Source organism: Glutamicibacter bergerei (genome assembly GCF_054495185.1).
This window is the reverse complement of the sequence record NZ_CM137131.1, coordinates 377175-398815: the sequence shown is the minus strand read 5'-3', so window position 1 is coordinate 398815 and position 21641 is coordinate 377175. Positions and strand designations below refer to the sequence as shown.

At 55.0% G+C, this 21641-nt stretch carries 18 protein-coding genes; 11 read left to right on the top strand and 7 right to left on the bottom strand.

What is annotated here, in order from left to right; genetic code table 11:
- The first annotated feature begins 168 nt into the window (after nt 1-168).
- From ACX5K5_RS01845 to ACX5K5_RS01825, 5 genes are all read left to right on the top strand, one after another.
- On the top strand, nt 169-615 hold the full coding sequence (locus ACX5K5_RS01845) for a hypothetical protein (protein WP_459174922.1): 447 nt from the start codon (nt 169-171) through the stop codon (nt 613-615).
- Between the two features lie 145 nt (nt 616-760).
- The gene (locus ACX5K5_RS01840) at nt 761-5425 is read left to right on the top strand and encodes an ATP-dependent helicase (protein WP_459174921.1); all 4665 of its coding nucleotides are present in this window, start codon (nt 761-763) and stop codon (nt 5423-5425) included.
- A gap of 23 nt (nt 5426-5448) precedes the next feature.
- Nucleotides 5449-6264 carry a DNA-formamidopyrimidine glycosylase family protein gene (locus ACX5K5_RS01835; protein ID WP_096257544.1) on the top strand — a complete coding sequence of 272 codons (816 nt, stop codon included), beginning with the start codon at nt 5449-5451 and terminating at the stop codon, nt 6262-6264.
- A gap of 11 nt (nt 6265-6275) precedes the next feature.
- Nucleotides 6276-7283, top strand: coding sequence for a pseudouridine synthase (locus tag ACX5K5_RS01830; RefSeq protein WP_346060332.1), 1008 nt, complete (start codon nt 6276-6278; stop codon nt 7281-7283).
- 103 nt (nt 7284-7386) lie between these two features.
- Entirely contained in the window at nt 7387-8286 is a 900-nt protein-coding gene (locus ACX5K5_RS01825; protein WP_443446821.1) for a TspO-related membrane protein, read from the top strand.
- Here ACX5K5_RS01825 and ACX5K5_RS01820 read toward each other — a convergent pair.
- From ACX5K5_RS01820 to ACX5K5_RS01810, 3 genes are all read right to left on the bottom strand, one after another.
- Nucleotides 8283-9059, bottom strand: a complete 777-nt coding sequence (locus tag ACX5K5_RS01820) for an SDR family NAD(P)-dependent oxidoreductase (protein WP_346060334.1) — start codon at nt 9057-9059, stop codon at nt 8283-8285. The genes ACX5K5_RS01825 and ACX5K5_RS01820 overlap by 4 nt on opposite strands.
- Nucleotides 9060-9278: 219 nt before the next feature.
- The gene (locus tag ACX5K5_RS01815) at nt 9279-9737 is read right to left on the bottom strand and encodes a GatB/YqeY domain-containing protein (RefSeq protein ID WP_443446823.1); all 459 of its coding nucleotides are present in this window, start codon (nt 9735-9737) and stop codon (nt 9279-9281) included.
- Between the two features lie 281 nt (nt 9738-10018).
- Nucleotides 10019-11467 (bottom strand): DHA2 family efflux MFS transporter permease subunit, encoded by a 1449-nt coding sequence (locus tag ACX5K5_RS01810; protein ID WP_441665201.1) that lies wholly within the window; start codon nt 11465-11467, stop codon nt 10019-10021.
- A gap of 182 nt (nt 11468-11649) precedes the next feature.
- Here ACX5K5_RS01810 and ACX5K5_RS01805 point away from each other — a divergent pair, with 182 nt between their 5' ends.
- Complete coding sequence (locus ACX5K5_RS01805) at nt 11650-12189, top strand: NUDIX hydrolase family protein (RefSeq protein WP_096257539.1); 540 nt, start codon at nt 11650-11652, stop codon at nt 12187-12189.
- An 11-nt stretch (nt 12190-12200) separates the two neighbouring features.
- Here ACX5K5_RS01805 and ACX5K5_RS01800 read toward each other — a convergent pair whose 3' ends face one another.
- Nucleotides 12201-13286, bottom strand: coding sequence for an FUSC family protein (locus tag ACX5K5_RS01800; protein ID WP_441665199.1), 1086 nt, complete (start codon nt 13284-13286; stop codon nt 12201-12203).
- Between the two features lie 134 nt (nt 13287-13420).
- Here ACX5K5_RS01800 and tgt point away from each other — a divergent pair, with 134 nt between their 5' ends.
- Complete coding sequence (gene tgt, locus ACX5K5_RS01795; protein WP_188687238.1) at nt 13421-14713, top strand: tRNA guanosine(34) transglycosylase Tgt; 1293 nt, start codon at nt 13421-13423, stop codon at nt 14711-14713.
- A 72-nt stretch (nt 14714-14785) separates the two neighbouring features.
- Here the strand turns inward: tgt and ACX5K5_RS01790 are convergent, their stop codons facing one another.
- From ACX5K5_RS01790 to ACX5K5_RS01780, 3 genes are all read right to left on the bottom strand, one after another.
- A complete protein-coding gene (locus ACX5K5_RS01790) occupies nt 14786-16405 on the bottom strand; it encodes a hypothetical protein (RefSeq protein ID WP_443460050.1) in 1620 nt (539 codons plus the stop codon).
- Nucleotides 16395-17081, bottom strand: a complete 687-nt coding sequence (locus ACX5K5_RS01785) for an ABC transporter ATP-binding protein (protein ID WP_443443452.1) — start codon at nt 17079-17081, stop codon at nt 16395-16397. Before ACX5K5_RS01785 ends, ACX5K5_RS01790 begins: the two co-directional genes overlap by 11 nt.
- Nucleotides 17082-17145: 64 nt before the next feature.
- Nucleotides 17146-17856 carry a queuosine precursor transporter gene (locus ACX5K5_RS01780; RefSeq protein ID WP_459174920.1) on the bottom strand — a complete coding sequence of 237 codons (711 nt, stop codon included), beginning with the start codon at nt 17854-17856 and terminating at the stop codon, nt 17146-17148.
- Between the two features lie 341 nt (nt 17857-18197).
- Between ACX5K5_RS01780 and ACX5K5_RS01775 the strand changes: the two genes are divergently transcribed.
- The 4 genes from ACX5K5_RS01775 (at nt 18198) to ACX5K5_RS01760 (ending at nt 21434) form a co-directional block, all read left to right on the top strand.
- Nucleotides 18198-18944, top strand: coding sequence for a TetR/AcrR family transcriptional regulator (locus ACX5K5_RS01775; protein WP_096257534.1), 747 nt, complete (start codon nt 18198-18200; stop codon nt 18942-18944).
- A gap of 186 nt (nt 18945-19130) precedes the next feature.
- A complete protein-coding gene (locus ACX5K5_RS01770; protein WP_096257533.1) occupies nt 19131-19745 on the top strand; it encodes a hypothetical protein in 615 nt (204 codons plus the stop codon).
- A gap of 36 nt (nt 19746-19781) precedes the next feature.
- A complete protein-coding gene (locus tag ACX5K5_RS01765; protein WP_443446825.1) occupies nt 19782-20606 on the top strand; it encodes a hydroxymethylpyrimidine/phosphomethylpyrimidine kinase in 825 nt (274 codons plus the stop codon).
- A 414-nt stretch (nt 20607-21020) separates the two neighbouring features.
- Nucleotides 21021-21434 (top strand): FBP domain-containing protein, encoded by a 414-nt coding sequence (locus ACX5K5_RS01760; protein ID WP_459174919.1) that lies wholly within the window; start codon nt 21021-21023, stop codon nt 21432-21434.
- Nucleotides 21435-21641: the final 207 nt, after the last annotated feature.

Here is a 21641-nt window from a genome sequence, read left to right as displayed (position 1 = left end):
ATCAATGCAGCTTCCGTACGTTCTCGGCTCTCCACGTAGCAATGAGTTGCGGTCTGAGCCATCCACGATCAAGTTGTCTGTTGACTCAAGTAGAGTAATTCTGGAAACAAGCTGGATTAAACCATATAGTTTCCTGAATGCTTGCACTTATCGACTAGGACGTACATCATGGACCAGGTTCCAACTGACGAAAAAATTGACACTCAAACGCCAAAACCCAAGCTTAAACGCGCCTTCAACCTGAACATCTATCGCGCCTTGGTTTGGATCATTGTCGCGGTTTGTTCGCTTTTCACTCTCGGCGGGCTTTCCACTGTCGGAGACCCTACCTTGGCTGAAGATCAAATTAGTGTTGCCGAAGCTACAAAGTCGAGCAACGATCTAATGACCGAAGGAGCCCCGCAGCAACAAGTCGTGAATGGCTGGTTTGTTGTCGATGCGCTACCGATCGTATCGGAACAGTTATCTGGCATTCATCAAGCTGGAGTCTACAACTCGCGTTTGTACTACCTAGGGCTGATTGTCACCCTCGGTGTCGCCGCCGACATCATTGGTCGTAGTTTCGGAGCACAGCAAAATACACGCACGAAAAATGAGGCTCAGTCCTCCGAATAGTCTCTCAACAATGGCTATCCAAAGTCGGGTAGCTCCTTTCAATTCTGGGCGTTCCATCCGGTGAACGAGATCCGTGAGAACTCGTGCTGGCAGTTGTCTGCACACAGCGTGTCAACTGTCGGCATCAGAACGTAGTATCAATTCCATGAACGAGATTCTTTCCAGGTTTAGCGCGGCGACCCGTCAGTGGTTCACGGACGTTTTCACCGAACCAACGGCAGCCCAAGTAGGCGCCTGGGATTCAATCTCCAGTGGCCACCACACGCTGGTCATCGCGCCCACTGGTTCGGGTAAAACCCTAGCGGCGTTCCTCTGGGCATTAGACCGGCTACACCAAGCCGAAGTTCCCAAACCAGCACTGCCAGGGCTGGAACCTGAAACCACGCAAGGCTCTGGTGCCGGCACTAAAGTGCTTTATATTTCACCGCTCAAGGCCCTGGGTGTGGACGTTGAACGCAACCTGCGTTCCCCACTGGCGGGGATCCGCGCCACCGCGCATGAATTGGGGATCACTCAACCCTCGGTTTCCGTGGGGGTGCGCTCCGGTGATACTCCCCCGAACGTGCGCAGGCAGCTGTTAAAGAACCCGCCGGACATCCTGATCACGACACCCGAATCTTTGTATCTGATGCTGACGAGCCAGGCACGGCAGACCTTGACCAGTGTGCACACCATCATCATCGATGAGGTGCACGCAATCGCTAGTTCCAAGCGCGGCACCCACTTAGCTTTGTCCCTAGAACGCCTCGATTCGCTCTTGTCGGTGCCTGCCCAACGCATTGGGCTTTCGGCCACCGTTGAGCCACCCGAAGAGGTAGCTAGATTCCTTGCAGGTTCTGCGCCAGCAAATATTGTGCGCCCAAAATCCACTAAAAAATGGGAACTAGCGGTCCGCGTTCCGGTGGAGGACATGACAGACCTTCCTGCTGCGGCAGGAGCCCACGATCTCGGTCCAGGTTCCTCGCCCACAGCAGGGGCAAGTATCTGGCCGCATGTGGAAAACCAACTCGTTGATCTGGTCCTGGAGAACCACTCGACAATTATCTTCGCCAACTCGCGCCGTCTGGCCGAACGGCTCACCGGCAGACTAAATGAAATTTACGCCGAACGTGAGGGATTCGCTGCCGAAAACGCCGCAACTTCCAGCCCGGCAGCAATGATGGCTCAGGCAGGATCCAGCGCGGCCAGCGACCCTCAAGCACCACTGCTCGCGCGAGCGCACCACGGTTCGGTGTCCAAGGATTCTCGCGCCCAAATTGAAGAAGACCTCAAACTTGGCAGGCTACGTGCGGTAGTTGCCACCAGCTCACTGGAATTGGGCATCGATATGGGACTGGTTGACTTGGTCATCCAGGTCGAATCCCCCAACTCTGTCTCCTCCGGATTACAACGCGTAGGACGTGCCGGACACCAGGTGGGTTCCGTTTCCAAGGGTATTTTCTTCCCCAAACACCGCGCAGATCTGCTCTCTACCGCGCTTGTAGTCACCCGTATGCGAGATGGCGCCATTGAAAAAATGGTCATCCCCGCCAACCCGCTAGATGTGCTGGCCCAACAAACCCTCGCGGCGGTCGCCATGGATGAACTGGACGTCGAGGCCTGGTTTGATACGGTTCGCCGGGCAGCCCCCTACCAGCAGCTGCCACGCAGCGTCTACCTCGCCACCTTAGATATGCTCTCGGGCAAGTACCCCTCCGATGAGTTCGCCACGCTGAAGCCACGACTGGTCTGGGACCGTGATGCCGGAACCCTCACCGCCCGCCCCGGGGCCCAACGCCTTGCAGTGATTTCCGGAGGCACCATTCCGGACCGCGGACTGTTCGGTGTATTCCTCGCCGGCTCGGAAGATGACAAAGCCCCCAAACGAGTGGGCGAACTTGACGAAGAGATGGTCTATGAATCACGGGTGGGAGACGTCTTCGCACTCGGTGCTACCAGCTGGCGTATCGAGAACATCACCCACGACAGGGTGCTTGTCACCCCAGCCTTCGGCCAGCCAGGCAAACTACCGTTCTGGCATGGCGATGGGCTAGGCCGCCCGGTAGAGCTGGGCGCCGAACTAGGCAAATTTACCGCCGGGCTGCTCGCCGAAGAACGCGGGGAGGCCGCCTCACGGCTGGAACATAGCGGACTGGACTCGTACGCCGCTAATAACCTGTTGAATTATTTGGGCGAACAACAACGCGCCACCGGTCAGGTGCCGAACCATCAAAACTTTGTCATCGAACGCTTCTACGACGAACTGGGCGACTGGCGCGTGATGCTGCACTCCCCCTTCGGGCTGTCCGTCCACGCACCGTGGGCCTTGGCCATCGGCGCCCGAGTACGTGAACGCTGGGGGCTGGATGCCTCGGCGATGGCAGCCGATGACGGGATTGTTTTGCGCATTCCCGCGATGGATGATGAACCGCCAGGGGCTGAACTCTTCGCTTTCGAAGCAGATGAAATCGTTGACGTAGTTACCTCCCAGGTAGCGAACTCCGCGTTATTTGCCGCCCGCTTCCGTGAGTGTGCCGCGCGTGCTTTGTTGCTGCCACGGATCAATCCCACCAAACGCACTCCCTTATGGCAGCAACGCCAACGCGCCAGTCAGCTACTAGACGTAGCGCGTAACTACCCGGACTTCCCGATCATCTTGGAAACCGTTCGCGAATGCCTGAACGACGTCTATGACCTACCTGCGCTGCGTGAAATCCTCTCCCACGTTTCTTCCCGCGCCATCCGGCTGGTGGAGGTACAAACAGAACTCCCGTCCCCTTTCGCGCAATCCTTGCTCTTTGGCTACGTAGCTCAATTCCTCTACGAATCCGATGCGCCTTTAGCTGAGCGCCGTGCCGCGGCACTCAGCCTAGACCCGGTACTGCTTGGTGAACTACTAGGCCGCAACGACGTTCGCGAGGTCCTCGACGCACAGGTGATCGCGCAACTTGGCGACCAGTTGCAACATTTAGCGCCAACCCGCCGCTTCAGCGGCGTTGAAGGAGTGGCGGATCTGTTGCGTCTACTCGGACCGATGAGTGCAGCCCAGCTTGCACTGCGCTTACGCCATCCGGAGCACGAGGATGAAGCACTTGATGAGCAGACCGCCCGAATCCACGCCGAAGCTTTGGTGGCCACCCGCCGCGCATTCACCCTACGTTTGGGAGGCAAGCACTCTTACGCAGCCATCGAAGATGCCGCTAATCTTCGTGATGCTTTAGGCACCCCGCTACCCACTGGAATTCCCGCCTCGTTCTTGGAACCCGCAACACAACCGGTTCAGGACCTGGTCTCTCGGTACGCGCGCACTCACACCCCATTTACGGCCGGCGAATTAGCAACAGCATTGGGGCTGGGTGTTGCGATGCTGCGTCCGGTGATGGACCAACTCGTGGCCGCCGGACGATTATCGCTAGGAGCTTTCCGTCCTTTAGAGCTAGTCCCGGACGGTGTTTCGGGGGATGAATATACCGATATCCAGGTATTGCGCACTATCCGCACCCGCTCGTTAGCGGCTTTGCGTGCCGAGGTGGAACCGGTAGACCAAGCCACCTATGCCCGGTTCTTACCCACCTGGCAGCAGGTCGCCTCCCAGCTGACCGGAAGCGATGGAGTCTACGAAGTGATTGCTCAATTAGCTGGCGCAGATCTTCCTGCCTCCGCGCTTGAGTCCTTCATTCTTCCAGCCCGACTACGCAATTATCAGAGTGCTTGGTTAGATGAATTAACTAGCTCCGGTGATGTTCTGATTTGTGGTGCGGGAGCCGCCGGAGGCAAGGACGGATGGCTGTCCTTACACACCGCCGAACATGCGGCGCTCACCCTGCCCGGGGGAAATACCAGCGAGTTGAGCGCGCTGGACTTAAAGGTGCTGAACTCATTTCAAAGTACCGGTGCTTATTTCACCGAAGAAATTGCGGCGCTACTACACCACAGCGAAGAGGTGCCACCGAGCAACCAAGAAATCACCGAGTCCTGTTGGAACCTGTTCTGGGCCGGTTTCATCTCCCCGGACACACTCACTCCGGTGCGTGGTTACCTTGCAGGTGGCAGCACCGCGCATAAAATCGCTAAGCCTGCCCCGCGAGCACGCGCGGCAAGACTTAACAGGTTATCGGGATTAAACCGCTTGGCTCGCGAACAAGCAGGGCAGTCCGCTCGTTCGGTCCGTGGTGGTGCAAGGTGGGCTTTACTCCCGCCTCCGGTCACGGACCTGACCATCGCCGCCCATGCCACCGCCGAGGTGCTCCTAGAGCGCTACGGCGTTCTCACCCGGGGTTCGGTCGCTGCCGAAGCTGTGCCCGGAGGATTTGGACAGCTGTACCGCGTGCTGTCCAAACTCGAAGAAGCAGGCCACGCCCGCCGCGGATACTTCATCGAGAAACTCGGTGCCGCCCAGTTCTCCACTTCCAATACCATCGACCGTTTACGCGGTTTTGTGTTAGCTGATGATCCACGCCGCAAACCCACGGCCACTGTCTTAGCTTCCACAGACCCGGCGAATCCCTATGGTGGCGCGTTGCCTTGGCCGGTGGGCGATACCGGGCACCGTCCGGGACGTAAGGCTGGCGCTTTAGTCGGATTGCTCGACGGTTCGCTCTGTTTCTATTTGGAACGTGGGGGCCGAACCGTACTAACCTTTGGTGAGCATTCAGAAGATGCGTGGCAGCTGCTCGCATCTGAACTTGTGACGACGTTGCGCACCGCAAAGGTAGACAAGATTGCCATGGCCACGGTCAATGGCGAATCGGTCAGTTCACATCCTTTGGCAGCTCCGCTACTTGCCGCAGGATTTTATTCCACTCCACAGGGAATTCGGTTCCGCCGCTAATCACTACAAGTTCAGGAGGGTTCATGCCCGAAGGCGATTCCGTCTATCGTGCCACCGCTCGGTTGCATCATGCCCTGGCCGGCCACAAGCTACTACGCAGTGACTTTCGAGTTCCTCAGTTAGCCACCACGGATCTGAGAGACTATACGATTGACGCGGTCCGCCCGCGAGGCAAACACCTGCTGATGCGCCTAGTCCCACCTGCCGGTAGCGATTTTCAGCCGGTGACGCTACATTCTCATTTATTAATGGAGGGCCGTTGGGATGTGTATTCTCCTGCCGAGCGTTGGAAACGTCCAGCGCATACGGCCCGAGTAGTTCTCTATACCGAATATGCCACCGCCGTCGGTTTTGATATTGCTCAGGTGGATTTGATTCCTACCGACCAAGAGCAAGACCTAGTCGACCACCTTGGACCGGATCTGTTAGGCGCTGATTGGGATTCTAAGCAGGCGAGAAAGAACCTATTGGCTGACCCCGAGCGAAGCATTGGCGACGCATTGTTGGACCAACGTTTGCTGGCCGGAATCGGTAACGTATACCGCTGTGAAGTGCTGTTTCTAGCCAGGACCCACCCGTTGACGCCGGTAGGTAGGGTCAAGAATTTAGCGCGGATTGTTGAGCTCTCCCACCGGCTGCTACAGGTTAACAAAGATCGTGGCAAACGGGTCACTACCGGGGATCCGCACAGCAGAGAGCCGCTGTGGGTTTATGGGCGTGCAGCAAAACCGTGTCTACGCTGCGGAACTAAAATTCAGCTGTTTAAACTTGCCGCACAGAATACCGGGCTAGAACGAGACTGCTATTACTGCCCCGCGTGCCAGGAAATGAAAGAATAGCCCTTATGGCTATGCTCTCCCCACTCCCGGTACGTAACGGCGTCAATGCAACACGTTTGCGTGTGCCCAAGGTTGGGCCATGGGACACCGTCGCAGACTACCTGCTGGAACGCTTCGGCCATGTGGATCCGGACGGTCTCATGCGCCGCTTTGACGAGCAGGAAATCGTTGGTCTCGGTGGGGTTCCACTGAACATCAACACCACACTGGGAGAACACGAGTTCATTTGGTATTACCGGTCATTGCCGGCAGAAACTCCGATCCCCTTTGAAGCAAAAATCTTGCATCAAGATGAACACCTTATAGCCTTGGATAAACCGCATTTTTTGCCTTCCACTCCCGGAGGTCGGTTCATCCAGGAATCCGCGTTGGTCCGCCTGCGAAACCAAGTAGGGAACCCGGATCTGGTTCCCATGCACCGATTGGATCGTGCCACCGCCGGCGTGATCTTGTTCGCGGCAAACCCGCAAACTCGCGGCGCCTATCAACTGCTTTTTGAAAATCGGAAGATCTCCAAAAAATATCAGGCGGTCGTTGCTCTAGAACCTGGGACAGGCCTAGAGACCGGTCGGGTGCTCGAAGCTAATGGAGAACACCCCAACGTCCGCACTGCCCAAGAATTAGATGCGCTGTTGCAGTCAATGCCTTTGGTCTTTGAAAACCGGATGGCCAAGCTTAAGGGCCAACTTCGTTCCTCGGTTGAAGAGGGCGTACCCAACGCACAAACCAAAATTTCTTTGGGGGCCATCGGCACTAGCAAGGGTCACCATACGGGCCTGAAGGTAGCCATGATGGATCTGGACCCGCTCTCCGGCAAAACCCACCAGTTACGTGTCCATCTAGCTTCTCTGGGGCTGGGCATCATCAATGATGCGTTTTATCCGCGACTGTGGGATTTGGCTCCCGATGACTACTCTCGCCCATTACAGCTGCTGGCCCACACAATTTCTTTTACCGACCCACTCACCGGAAAACCGCGTAGTTTCAGCTCGCAACAACGTCTAATAGAAGCGCCATAGACCAAGCCCCTCTTCTAAAAGCCAGTGGATTATCCTAGGCTGTTGCACACACCTGACGAGTAGCGTCAGGGGTCTTGAAGCACACAGCTAAGGACGGTAACCGATGGCAGAGCCGCAGCCCACCGAGAATTTACGTTCGCTAGTGGACTCAGCCCAACAGGCTATTGCCGCCGCCTCACAAAAGCAGAGCCTGCAATTGCCCTACGCCGCTCCTGACCGTCGTCCAAATCCTGCAGTAGAAACCTTTGACAAGGTTCGTTCCGGACTTTTTGGACTAGCCGCAGTCCTCTTACTGATCACTTCCTTAAATGCTGCGCTGGATACCAGCTTTGGTTCCCGAACAAACATTTTGGACACCTCGCAAATTTTGGCATTCATCTGGCCAGCCATTGCGGTGCTGATGATCGCCAGCGCCATTTATTCGGTGTTGCCGCATCAGCTTTCCTCACGGAGGCAACGAGCCATCACCGTCTATGGCCTCTCCGCCGCAGCGTTGATGGCCTGTGCACTGACCTTTACCGCCGGTTTTTTGCTTTGGCCAGGAGCGATACTTGCAACTTTGGCTACCGGCTTCGGGTTGTATGGGATGCTCCAAATGAATCGACATACCGCGCGTAATCATTTAGAGCGCATCGCCACCGATCTACCCGTGAGCTTATTCAGTGGTTTTTCGCTGGTATTCACCGTGCAGCTGTGGCTCTCCGCCGCCGGCTGGAACAGCTCAGGACACTTACTGTGGATCAGTATCGTAAGTGTTGTGGTGACACTGCTGGCGGCAGCATTCGCGCAGACAGAACGCGGCCGTCACGCCTTCGCCGCAGGTTTCGGCCTCGGCATGTTATCGGCCGCGTTCAGTGCTTGGCGCCAAGAAAGCGCACCTCTATGGTTTGCCGCGTTATTGGTCTTCATGGCAATAATCGTCTTTATCTGTGCCGAAAGCCGACGGTTCCACATAGCTCACGCAGAACATCGAATCCAGCGTGGGCTACGCGCCGAAGCTTAACGTGGGGCCATCCGAATGGCACCATCGAGTCGGATCGTTTCACCGTTGAGCATTGGGTTGGCAACAATGTGCGCCACTAGATCCGCGTACTCGTCGGGACGTCCCAGCCTAGACGGATGAGGCACCTGTGCGCCCAACGAATCCTGAGCCGCTTGCGGTAGTCCATCCATCATGGGCGTGTGGAAGATTCCCGGTGCTATAGTCATCACTCGAATTTGGTGAGCTGCCAGTTCGCGAGCCAAAGGCAGCGTCATTGCGGCCACCGCACCCTTAGAAGCAGCATAGGCGGGCTGACCAATCTGACCATCAAAAGCGGCCACCGACGCGGTATTGATTATCACTCCGCGTTCACTGGTGCCGTTTGCGTCGACAACCGCTTCGCTGTGTGCCATAGCTTCAGCCGCCAGACGCACCACGTTAAAGGTACCGGTGACGTTAATTTCCAAGACCTTAGCGAATTTCTGCAGTGGAATAACGCCTTCGCGTCCGAGCACCTTTCCTGGAGTGGCCACTCCTGCGCAGTTCACCACGGTTCTCAGGTGCCCGAGTTCGGTGGCTCGTTGCACCGCAGCAGCCACATCTTCTGCTTGGGTCACATCAGCAGGAACATAGCGAACATTTGCAGCAATCTGTGCCGCAATTTCATCACCATCTTCACGAGGAAGATCCAGCACCACCACGTGCGTGGCCCTCTCGGCAAGTTTTTGTGCTGTAGCTCGTCCCAGACCGGATAGTCCTCCGGTGACGAGCGCGACGGTATCTCGCAGTTCCATCAAATCCCCTTTTGAGCGTTGTTGACGTGAAATTTAGCCTAACCTTCGCGAGGAGATTTGAGAAGTATCCGTTAGTTGAGATGGCAAAACGCCGAAGCCATCGTTGGATCCCTAACGGTTGCACAAGATCCTCAACAACTACCGGCGTATACCCCAGCTCTCAGGTTAACCAAAAAAATTGGCGGTCAGAAGTTTACCTTCCGACCACCAATTACATGTTTAGGCGAGTTTTGCGCGAACAAGCGTTGAAAGAGTTTTACCATCGTAGCGACCAGCGACCTGAGCGTTGATTAGCTTCATTGCGGAGCCCATATCTTTCATCGTCAGCTCACGTTCGGCAGACAACTCAGCAATCACCGAATCAACAATCGAACGAGCCTCATCATCACTCAATGCTTGAGGTAAATATCCTTCAAGGAACGTTGCCTCAGCTATTTCAGCCGCAGCTCGATCGGAGATCCCCTTGTCGGTGTAGGTCTTCGCGGTTTCATGGCGATTAGCAACCTGTTTGCGGATGAGCGCTTCCACCTCCGCGTCGTTCAGTTCCGTAGGAGTCTTGCCAGACTTTTCACGAGTTTCAATTTCGCCCAAGACATTGCGCAAGGTGGTCAGTTCCATCTTGTTACCTGCCTTCAGCTGCGTGATGCTGTCTGTTCGAAGCTGCTCTTTGAGTGACATTTTCTTTCCTATTCCTCAGAGTGTGACGCCGGTGTATACGTCAACACTATTCCTGTTCATCAGGTATTTTGGTACTGCCATTCAAACTCGTTCATGAGGTACGAGCGAGCTCCAGCACTAAACACCTAAACTGCCCGCTTGAATGAGCCTGGCCGCTTTTTCATCAGGCCAGGCTGTCCCAGTGGCGTCTAGGATACCTAGCATTTGTTCAGACGGAAATGGCCACCAGTTTCCGGGAAACCCGGAATCCGATGGCCATTGGCACCGCCATAAAAACTGAATTAGTGCATTGCCGGAGCGTTTTCAGGCTCCTGAGCCGCAAGCTCTTTTTTGCCACCCATCAGGAAACCGATGACCAGGATTCCCACGCCGCAAGCAGCTCCCACGAAGAAACCAGGAGCGAATCCCTCCACCGTTGCGACAAGCTCGTCGCTTCCGGCAGCAAGCTTTGAAGCTGTGGTCGCAGCAACCACGCCGACTACCAACGCGGTACCCATCGCGCCACCGAGTTGCTGCAAGGTTGAGAGCAGGGCCGAACCATGGGAGTGCAAGTGGTGTGGCAGTGGGTTGAGCGCCGTGGTGAAGGCCGGGGTGAAGATCAGTGCCATACCTAGGCTCATCGCCAGGTGCAGCACTACCAGTAGCCAGATTGGCGTGGTGGAATCCAGAATCAATGCATAGGCAAATAACACCGCGGTGAGCACCAGCGCACCGGGAACTACCAGTGGACGAGGACCAACTTTGTCATACATTCTGCCGACAAATGGAGCCAGAATACCCATCAACAAGCCACCAGGAAGCATGATCAGTCCGGTAGTCAGAGTCTCCATTCCAAGCACATTGGTGAAGAACATTGGAAGCAGAATGATTACGCCGAATAATGCCACCATCGCAAACATCATCAGCACCAGCGACAGCGTGAAATCGCGGTAGGTCAGTGGGCGTAGGTCCAATAGCGCTTTATCTTCGCGCTGCAATCGGCCCTGCAAGAATGCGAATGCTGCCAAGCACAACACCGCAAGAATAAGGATTCCCACATTTAGTGCCGAGGCGCCACCGGCAGACAACCGGCTCAGCCCGAAGACTAGGCCACCGAAGCCGGGTACCGCCAATAAGATTGAAAGCCCGGACAATGGGGTCTTTGCCTGCCCGGATTCATTACCCAATCGTGGGGTGCCGATAACCAGCGCCAAGATAGCAATTGGGATGATCACGATGAACATGAAACGCCAGGACAGGTACTGCAGAATCAAACCGGACAGCGTCGGGCCAATGGCTGGTGCCACGGAAATGACGATGGAGACGTTGCCCATCAGTACGCCACGTCGTGCTGGCGGAACCAGATCAAGAATCGTGGTCATCAGCAATGGCATCATCACCGCGGTACCGCAGGCTTGGATGACGCGGGCTACCAGCAGTACTCCGAAACCTGGCGCCAACGCGGCCAGTGTGGTGCCTAAGGCGAACATGCCCATCGCCAAGAGGAAAACCTTGCGGGTGCTCAGCACCTGCAAGAGGAAGCCTGTCATTGGGATAACTACGGCCATGGTGAGCATGAAGATAGTTGCCAGCCACTGGATCGCGTCAGCGGTGACGTCAAATTCGACCATCAGCACAGGCAGTGCCACATTCATGATGGTCTCGTTGAGGATGACCACGAAGCTAGATACGATCAGTACCGCAATCGTGGTGAAATTCTTTTTGCTCAAGCGCTCTGGGGCGTTCGTCAAGGCAGGACACTGCTTCCGAGAGAAGTCGGGGGAGAGAAGCCGCCAAATTTGATGAGACGACTCAACTAATCCTACAGTTCACACTTTTTACGCACTAGAGCGGGTGGTGCGCATTGGCAGTGAATTACGCAACACAGCGCCAAGTTCACCACACACAAGCAATTATGTATGAAGATGGTTCTATGAATGTGCGTACGCCCGACCCATATCCAGGCTGGCTCAACGAAGAAGACCTCTACGAAGCCCGCCAACGTCTTCCGATGCTCTATGTTGAGGCTATCCCCGTGCGCCTCGATCCACTGGGCTATGTCAACGAGGTGGGCCTGCTACTGACCGGGGATGAGTCCGGGCAGATGTTACGCACCTTCGTTTCCGGCCGTGTGATGTACCGAGAAACGATTCGGGCGGCGTTGATCCGTCACATTGAAAAGGATCTGGGCACCATGGTGCTCCCCCAGCTCCCAGCGTCTCCGGTACCTTTCACCGTTGCTGAGTATTTCCCCTCGCCCAGTGAAACTGGACTGACTGACGACCGTCAGCATGCCGTAGCGATGTGCTATATCGTTCCGGTACGTGGTGAATCAACTCCGCGTCAAGACGCCCTCGAACTGACTTGGCTCTCCCCCGCCGAAGCGCTGAGCGAAGACATTCAAGGTGAGTTCGCCGGGGGTCGAGAAAATATTCTCCGACAGGCATTAGCCCATGTCGGAATCAATATTTAAGTAGATCATTATTAACCCTGCTCGGAAACACCTAGGCGCGGGCGCATGCGCTTGCCGAACCAGCTACCAACGAGCACACCAAGGATGCCCACCGCGGAACCGATGACCGTTTCAACTACACGGTCATACATCACCGCGGTGGACAACCCGGTGATCAGACTGGTGCCTACCAGAGCCAGTGGGGTAATAAATACCTGAGCAAGGAAGTAGTTGCGCATTACCAGCATTTCGGCCAAGAACTGAAATAGCCCAATGAAGACCACGAGGATCCACATGGCTGGGTTCAGCACGATAAGCAGCGCGATGAGCAGCATGCCCGCCAACGTGCCGAGCACACGGTGTACGCCGCGACGTACGCGCAGAGCCGTAGTGTGCCCTGCCAACGGCACCACAGCGGCGACCATTGCCCAATAATTGTGGCCAGCTTCAAGTTGACTACCGACAATATTCGCTAATGCGCCAGCTACGCCGGCGGTGAGCACATAGAACAAACCCTCCCACCAGATCGCCTTGCGTACGTTATCTGACAGCGGTGGCAAGGGTGTGCGTTTCCACAGACTTGACCACTGACCCAAGGCCCCACTGGCGCCAATGAACAGCGCCAACAAAATCGTAGCTGCCGCAGCAAACATGGCTTCGCCAAAGGGCGCCGGCTTAGCAATCGAGGCAATTGCGGCGAAGGCGAAGATGTGAAACAGAGAGCCGCCTGGACGCAACCGCAGATATCCCGTAATTACGGAGCAGATACCGGCTACCAACGTGGTGGCTCCGACAATCTGCCAGGCCTTGAACTCGGGGTTATCGTGGTCGATCCAGAAAGTGGAGGCACACAGCGCCAACCCAATCACGACGAAGAAGAGCAATCCGGAACGGCTCTGCATGCGCAACCGATTCCAGTACCCATCAACACGACCGTAAACGCCGGTGAACGCACCAAAGACCACAAAGACCATCAGGTCTAACCGGTTGATGAGGAGTAAAAAAATCAGTGGCGCGAAGACGCCGATACCTGTGCGTAGACCGATCCAGTGATCTTTCCGAGCAGGACCCAAGGTCACCAAGGAACGTGCGGATTCCTTAAAATTTTGGAAATTCACTAGATCCTTCCGTCGTTTACGACACAGTGCCGTTAACAGTATTATTCGTCTTTGACCAAGTCGAACGCTAGGTTTTGGCTCACTTTTGGGCTGTCGTTTTCCTCACCCGGCACCTGATACGGCACACTGGTTACGTGTCCGAGAAGAACTTTAACCCCAGCACCCCGCATTCCCGCCAAGCCGAGTTCGGTTTTGAGGTGGGTACACGCCTGACCTCTCCGGAGGGTGAGCCGATGTTGGGCCGTACCGGCGTGATCAATACCCCGCATGGTCAAATCAAAACCCCTGCCTTTATTGCGGTCGGCACCAAAGCCACCGTCAAGGCGCTAACCCCGGTACAGGTTGAAGAGCTCGGCGCGCAAGCGGTGCTTGCCAATGCATACCACCTCTACTTGCAGCCCGGTTCCGACATCCTCGACGAAGCCGGTGGCCTAGGCAAGTTCATGAGCTGGGAAGGTCCTACCTTCACCGATTCCGGTGGTTTCCAGGTAATGAGCCTCGGGTCGGGTTTCAAGAAGGTCATCGATATGAAATCCGTGGACCAATCTGGCCCGGATGACGCGGTTGCTCCAGGCAAAGAACGCCTAGCAAATGTTGATGATGATGGGGTCTGGTTCAAGTCCCACCTTGATGGCAGCAAACACCGTTTCTCCCCAGAAATTTCGATGAACGTCCAGCACCAGATTGGTGCCGACATCATGTTCGCTTTTGACGAGCTGACCACCTTACAGAACTCCCGCGGTTATCAGGTGGAGTCCTTGGAACGCACCCGATTGTGGGCTCAACGTTGCATTGCTGAGCATTTTTCCCTGACCGATTCACGTGCGGGCAAAAAGTACCAAGCTCTGTTTGGTGTGATTCAAGGTGCTCAATATGAAGACCTGCGCCGTAAGGCCTGCCAAGATCTCGGGGCAATGGCTTTTGACGGTTTCGGTATTGGCGGCGCCCTAGAGAAAGAAAACCTTGGCACCATCGTGGGGTGGTGTTCCGAAGAACTTCCGGAAAACAAGCCACGCCACCTGTTGGGAATTTCCGAGCCAGATGACATTTTTACGGCTATCGAAAATGGCGCAGACACTTTTGATTGTGTTTCTCCCACTCGTGTGGCCCGGAACTCCGCCTTCTACACGCCACACGGACGGTTTAATCTCTCCGGTGCCCGGTACAAGCGCGATTTCACCCCGTTGGTTGAAGACTGCTCCTGCTACACCTGCCAGAACTTCACTCGCGCCTACATTCACCACCTGCACAAGTCCAAAGAACTGCTCAGCCACACGCTCATTTCGATCCACAACGAGCACTTCACTGTCAGCTTGGTAGATTCGGCACGCAACGCTATTGAAGACGGTAGCTTCTTCGAGCTGAAGGCAAAGGTCATGTCGGAGTACTACGCCGGCAACCCCGATCCACAAGGACTGCCTGCCTAACTTTTAACTGCATTCTTTGATAACGGCGGGTATCGATGAAATTTAGTAATCATCGATACCCGCCGTTGCGCTTTATTGGCCGTTAGTTACCGGATGTGAGGTTGCTGATTCACCGGCTCGTCGCAGCGCCGCGTAGCCCGGGTAAGCGCACAGCAATCCGAACGCCCAGATTCCCCATGGCACGGTTGAGACTGGTGTTAGCAACAGCAGGATCAGGGGCAGCCCCGAGGCTACCGCTTGGAGGAAATACCTGAGTTCGATAAGCATCAGCGAACCGGTGTTTATCTCATTGCTGGCACCAAGAATCAGTGCTTCCCAGTCACGTTCTCCACGCGTGGCTCGGCCCCAGGCAGCAGCACTCGTACCGCTGGCGGCCACCAATACGCCAAGGACCCAAAATCCAAGGTTCGCTGTGGGGATCATGCCTAGTGCTAACGGAAGCAACGAACAGATGCTCAAAATTACGAGAATCATGCAGAGCGTGAATCCAATGGCCGGGCGGACTAAGGCGGTGCGCGGCTGGCTCAACATCTGTGCCAACCCTGGCGCGCTGGCCAGTGGGCGGTTCAACCGGCCGAAGCTCTCCGTCAGCACCCATAACAGCAACACAAAAAATCCGGTCACTGCCAGTGGGTTAGCGATGGAACGTACCGCTAAAACCAGTGCGACAGTCAGCAATACCAAGTTTCCTGGTGCACGCCAATATCCTCCGCGCAGATATCGCAATAGAAGAATCTGGAGAACCACTGGCAGGTGGCGCAACGGCCGATGCCAAGAATTTCTTGATCGGGGACCTACGGATTCTGTAGCCGGTAGCATCCCGCTCAATTCCATTTGAGCCAAAGAACCGACAAGCTCATTCTGTTTCTGCCCCGCCAGTCGTAGGCTATTGGCCTTCACTTGGTCTATTTTGCGCGTTGCCTGCCAAATAACTATGGTTGCCAGCAGCAGTGCCCCCACGCAGCCAGAGGCCCAGAAACCTGGGTCAAAGGCCAGGTCTCCAAGCAGCCCATAAGCACCTTGGGCCCATGCGTTCTCAGTTAGTAACAGGCTCCACGAAATGCTCAGTCCCATAGCAAAGAGCGTCAAGAGCAGACGGCAGATTCTGCGTACTACCCGCGCCTGCGCAGCTATTTGCGCATGAGTTGCAATCGCGCTGAGCAAAGTTCCCGTCACGGCGAAGAAAACTAAACCAAAGAAGAACACCTGAACTTCAAAACGACCAGAAAGAGTAAAGAGGCCTGCCAGCCACAAGATTCCGATAAAGCTGTTGAGCAGAGCGCCGAGGATGAGTGCATTATAAAATGAACGTTTTCGTATCCCTCTGAGATCCACCGCTAGTGGTAACCACCAGGCGGCTTTGTCGGGCCGCAGACCACAGGGGCCCAGATATAATAGTCCCCTAAAACAACTCAGCAGCATGACTGGGAGTAGGGCCACCGTCAGTTCCTGTAAATCCCAGACGGCGCTGGGCAGTCGCGTTGCATTTCCCGCTGCACCTTGCAGCGCGAAGATCACCCCGGAAAGTGCGCTAAACAAATAGACCAGTGCGACAACCGCTAACAGCACCCAGATATACCCATCGGAGAATGCGTCGATGCGGGCTGAGCGATCCCGAAGTTTCTTGACTGTGCGGATCAGTTCTCTGGGGTCATAGGTTTGTTCTACCTCGGAGGCTCGTTTAGCGTTCAAGCCACAACGCCCCTGACTGCGCGTCAATCGTTTGCACCTGATCGCCATCCAACAGCACTACTTCGTCAAGACATTCACGAATCAGCTGGGGGTCGTGGGTAACCACGAGCAGGGTTACCTGTTTGGCACGCAATTGACGAAGCCTTCGATAGAGCTTAGTTCGAATGCGCTGGTCTAGCCGTTGCTCCGGTTCATCCAAGATGAGTAAGCTCGCCGGGCGGATCAAGGCGGCCGCCAACAGTAGTTTGCGCCGTTGGCCAGACGATAACTCCTGAGGTAGATGCTGCGTCACTTCAGTGAGTTCAAAAAATTCTAGCTCGTTGTCGACCGCTGCCTGCCACGCTTTGATCCGATGACCACGGGCCACCATTTCAAGATGTTCAGCCACCGTCAATTCTTCAAAAAACACACCGTCGGTGACCTGGACGGCGACTGCCTGACGAAACCGCGCCGAACCTTCATCTAAGGGGGAACCACAATAAATGACAGTCCCGGAAACCGCTGGTTGCAGTCCTAACACGGTTCGAATGAGGCTCGATTTACCGCTCCCGTTTGGACCGATAATCCCCAACCCGGCTCCGGTTTGCACGGAGAAACTAATTGGTTCACAAAGAGCCTGCCCTGCATAGCCAATCAGCAGTTCGTCGGTTTCGATTTGCCTGTCGCCTGAGCTCATTTATTTAGCTTAGCGAGCACGAGGTTACTTGGCTGTCATCCTAACTGCTGATTGAAAATCGAGTTTAGACACCTGGTGCGGGTGCTGCATAACTTGGTTCACGCTTCTTGAACCAACGAATTACTAGCGCAGTGACCGGTACAAAGATGATTTCCACCGCCGTCTTGTAGACGAATCCGACCACTACATAGTTGATGAAGTTAGGCATATCGGTGATTCCGATGACAGGTGCCGCCACGGCACAAAAAATCAAGGTATCAAGGAATTCTCCGACACCACTTGACCCGATGAGCCTGCCTACCAGTCCACGTTCGCCAAATCGTTGCTTCATACGGACCAAGACCCACGAGTTGGCCAGCTGTCCGACGAGAAAGCCCAAGCCTGATGCCAGAACAATCTGCCAGATAGGTCCTAGCGTACGTTCGAGAGCTTCTTGCCCGTCGTAAAATTCGGCCGACGGCAACTGAATCATGATCCAAAAGGCGAACACCGCAAAGAACGCTAGTACAAACGTGACCAGGATAGACCACCTAGCAGCTTTGAGCCCATAGACTTCCGAAATCACATCGCCAAGAATGTAGGCCAGGGGAAAAAGGAAGAAACCGCCATCGGTGATGAACGGCCCGATAGTCACGCCCTTTGAGGCTCCGATATTGGAGAGTATGACTATGGCGCCCATGAGCGCGAGCACTGCAGAAAAATATGGAGATCCGGCGCTGGCAAATATCGCTTTGGAGGCTCGGGTACTTATTGGTTTGGCGTTCGGTTCGCCCATAAAAATTTCCTCGTTAAAAGTGGTTCGCCAAGACTCCGCATGGACCGACACCTGATTAATCAACAATAGTTTGCTGACCTGTCATGATGTGCCGGAGCGCTGTCCCGCTGTATTAGCACTTACCTAGTAAGTATCCCATGAAGACCTCAACCCACTCCAGTGACCTACTTCACGGTAACTAGGTTTATTGAAGCACAAAATACTTAATCTTCCATCTCACCTTGCACTCTTCAAAATATGAAATCGAGGAAAGAAAAATGGTCGTGACTCGACCCGCATCATTTGCAGCAAATTAGAGAGCTTTTTGAACGCGTTCAATATTTAGATACACTCAATAGAGTATGGGAACTCTTAGCCAGCCAACTCCGCTGAATCAGCCACGCACCGGCAAAGGACAACAAACCAAAGCCAAACTACTGCGCACGGCTTTGGACGCGTTTGCCGAAGACGGATATCAGGCCGCCAGCATGCGTGCTATCGCGCTGCGTGCCGGAGTTTCACTTTCACACGCTTATTACTACTTCGGGTCAAAAGAAGACATAGTTCTTGAACTGCTCATCGCGCTGCGGACCGAGCAATTTGAGTTATGCAGTGCACAACTCGACGAAGGCAACACCTTAGAGGCGAATATCCGCATTGCCTTCGACGCCAGCGTGCAGGTGATGGAGAAATACCACGATTTCGGGCCATCCTTTCTCAAGGTTTTACTCTCAAGAGACCTCGAAAATAGCGAACTCACACAGATCGAGATGACTTTATGGGAAAGCGTTGTTGTTGGAGCACGTCCGCTTCCCCCGCTGGCAATCCGGCGTGATTTACCCCGATTTCTCTGGCTGCTGTCACGGCAGATCTTTTCGACTTGGGCCTACGACAGTTCTCCCAATCAGCGCCGTTCACGTGCGCTGATGCGCAGCATAGCCCCGGTTATTGGCAAATTCGCCATCCTCTGCCGACTGCCGGTAGTACGTTCGCTCTTTGAAGATGTGCTCTCCCTAATGGATTCAGGTGCGAGTTCCATACAGGAACGAACAACCTCGACCGTTGAATCTGCCTATGAACATCGGTCCAGCAAAGCCAAAGCCTCTTAGCTACCATTTCCGTAGGCGCACACGGGTCTTCCCAGCTACCTGCCCCTTGCGCAATAGACCCTGCGCTAGCTCACGATAAGTACCTATCAGCACGCGGGCTTCGCCGTTGCATATTCACGATCTTTAAGGCGTAAAGTCGAAGGTACCGATCCATTATTTTCAAGGTGTTTAGGAGCTAATGTCACTATGAGCGGAAACGCGACTCCCCTGCCGCAGTGGACCGAGAGTTATGCCCTGCTCCGCGATCGCATTGCCACATTCCCGAGTACCGGTCAGCTACGCTCCGTTGACATCAATGGTGAAGACCCGGAACTTCTACGTTATTGGCCGACCAGCGGTTGGAGCCCAAGTAGCGAGTACCGTCGTCTGATCTTGCTCGGGGCACCAAATACGGAGGTTGCAGAATCGCTTAAAGCGGCAGGCTGGAATGAAACTTCCGCGATGAATCTGCTGGCTGCAAAACCAGATGATGTTGAGCAGGTAGTCAAACTCGCGGAAACCTCAAGCGTTTTTGAAGCGCCCATGGACAATTACGACGTCGTGGAAGTCGCTGAATTCGACCGCCCGGTAGCCCGTGGACGCATGCATTACGGATCGACTTATGGGCTTCTTTCAGACCCTGATTTGCAGGCGCCAACCAATCCGGACTTGGTACGTCGTGCGGTACTTGCAAACTTTGCCGGGGCTGCCTACAGTCACGGACTGCCGTGGATTTTGCTCGTTGCTAGTGCGGACCAGCTGGGTTCGATGACCGAGGGCTGGTCAAAAGCTACTAGTATCAGCATCTGGCAGCAAAGCTAAACACCAATACATTCCGTACTATCTTCAAATGGGACTATGACTACTTCATCAAATACCTCAGGCCCAGCCCTGACCTTGACTATTGCCGGTTCGGAAGCAACCGGAGGCGCCGGAGCGCAAGCAGATCTGAAAACCTTTCAGGAGCTCGGCACCTTCGGCATTGTTGCGCTGACATGCATCGTTTCCTTTGATCCAAAGGACTCTTGGAACCACCGCTTCGTTCCAGTAGATCAGCAGGTCATTGCAGATCAGCTCGAAGCCATTCAGACCTGTTACGAAGGTCAGCTTGGCACTGTCAAGCTCGGTATGATGGGCTCACCAGCCACGATCAACACTGTCGCCACCGCGTTGCAGTCCCAGAAATGGAACAACGTACTGCTTGACCCAGTGTTGATCTGTAAGGGTCAGGAGCCAGGCCATGCGTTAGATACTGACCAAGCTCTGAAATCGACGTTACTTCCATTGGCTAGCTTCGTCACCCCGAATCACTTCGAAGCCGAACAGCTCTCCGGGCTTTCGATCGATAACGAGGATGACCTCATTGCTGCTGCCAAGAAAATCCATGAGATTTCGGGAGCAGCCGTACTCGCCAAGGGCGGCGTACGCATTGCCGGCGAGGACGCTATTGACGTCTTCTACGACGGAACCACGCTCGAAGTACTCCGTGAGAAAAAGATCGGCGAAGTTGCTGTGTCCGGAGCAGGCTGCTCACTGGCCGCCGCGGTTACCGCCGAATTAGCGAAGGGCGCAACTCCGTTGGAAGCTGCACGCACCGCGAAAACCTTTGTCACCGAGGGTATCCGAAACCGCGTCTCAGGAAACACCCCCTTTGACGCGCTATGGCAGGGCGGCCGGCGCTAAGGCGCCTGGCACCGCAAGCGACAAAGGCCACATCCGGTTGGGTGTGGCCTTTGTTATGATTAAAAGATCACGACTCCAGATTTAACTCTGGAGCTCACACTGTCAAGACGTTGTGTGCCCGGGCACGCGGTAGGGAGGTCGGCTATGCAAGCCACTTTGACACCTGCCCCGTTCGTCCCCTCGACGGACGGGTAGCTTCCAAAACTCCACTGCCAACGCCGCCGGCGTTGCTGGTGCTTATTTGTGCTACCTTCTGTGAATTCGTTGCTGATGGGACATTCTTCTTCCACACAACTTTCCTGTGCCCTGAGTGCGCGCAGCACATTTTAAGGACCTGCCTTGCAGCCACTGTCAGAAAAAACCATTCGCTCCGCCTTCGTTAATGCCTCTCGCAGTGAAACGAAGAAGCTAACGTTGCCAGAAAATTTTGCGACGTTGGACTGGGACAATCTTGAGTACCTTGGATGGCGCGATCCCAAAATGCCACAGCGTGGTTATCTTGTCCACAGCAACGCTGCTGGCCAAACGCGGGCACTATTGCTGCGTTCAGCAGATGGGACACGAAAGCGTAGCAGCCTGGCCATGTGCGACATGTGCCGAGACGTGAATATTCCTTGTTACGTCGGGGTGTTCAGCACCCGGCGGGCAGGCCAACCAGGACGCGACGGTGACACCTTGGGCACCATGATTTGCTCCAACTTTGAATGCTCAACCAATGTGCGCATTCCACCTCCAAAGAACGCGATTTACCCTGACCCGATGGTAGTTGTTGCCGAACGTATCGAACTGCTCGACGAAAGAGTGAACAGTTTTATCGGCCGTGTTTAACCGCCACTTCAGTTAGCTGATTTAAGTTCATTTAGCGGGCGCAGCATGCTCTAGCGGAGTATGTGGCGCCCGCTATTTCTAAATTCACGACCCCGCCCCGCGATCTCTGCGCACATTTGAACGCGACTAAGCAATGAAACCATTACCCACTGGTAACAATCGATTAAAAATATCTAAAAAGTCCTCGACCACTAGGTGCTGAGTAGG

Coding starts and splice junctions, on each gene's coding strand:
- ACX5K5_RS01845 (WP_459174922.1), top strand. CDS start 169: ATGGACCAGGTTCCAACTGACGAAAAAATTGACACTCAAACGCCAAAA.
- ACX5K5_RS01840 (WP_459174921.1), top strand. CDS start 761: ATGAACGAGATTCTTTCCAGGTTTAGCGCGGCGACCCGTCAGTGGTTC.
- ACX5K5_RS01835 (WP_096257544.1), top strand. CDS start 5,449: ATGCCCGAAGGCGATTCCGTCTATCGTGCCACCGCTCGGTTGCATCAT.
- ACX5K5_RS01830 (WP_346060332.1), top strand. CDS start 6,276: ATGCTCTCCCCACTCCCGGTACGTAACGGCGTCAATGCAACACGTTTG.
- ACX5K5_RS01825 (WP_443446821.1), top strand. CDS start 7,387: ATGGCAGAGCCGCAGCCCACCGAGAATTTACGTTCGCTAGTGGACTCA.
- ACX5K5_RS01820 (WP_346060334.1), bottom strand. CDS start 9,059: ATGGAACTGCGAGATACCGTCGCGCTCGTCACCGGAGGACTATCCGGT.
- ACX5K5_RS01815 (WP_443446823.1), bottom strand. CDS start 9,737: ATGTCACTCAAAGAGCAGCTTCGAACAGACAGCATCACGCAGCTGAAG.
- ACX5K5_RS01805 (WP_096257539.1), top strand. CDS start 11,650: ATGAATGTGCGTACGCCCGACCCATATCCAGGCTGGCTCAACGAAGAA.
- ACX5K5_RS01785 (WP_443443452.1), bottom strand. CDS start 17,081: ATGAGCTCAGGCGACAGGCAAATCGAAACCGACGAACTGCTGATTGGC.
- ACX5K5_RS01780 (WP_459174920.1), bottom strand. CDS start 17,856: ATGGGCGAACCGAACGCCAAACCAATAAGTACCCGAGCCTCCAAAGCG.
- ACX5K5_RS01775 (WP_096257534.1), top strand. CDS start 18,198: ATGGGAACTCTTAGCCAGCCAACTCCGCTGAATCAGCCACGCACCGGC.
- ACX5K5_RS01770 (WP_096257533.1), top strand. CDS start 19,131: ATGAGCGGAAACGCGACTCCCCTGCCGCAGTGGACCGAGAGTTATGCC.
- ACX5K5_RS01765 (WP_443446825.1), top strand. CDS start 19,782: ATGACTACTTCATCAAATACCTCAGGCCCAGCCCTGACCTTGACTATT.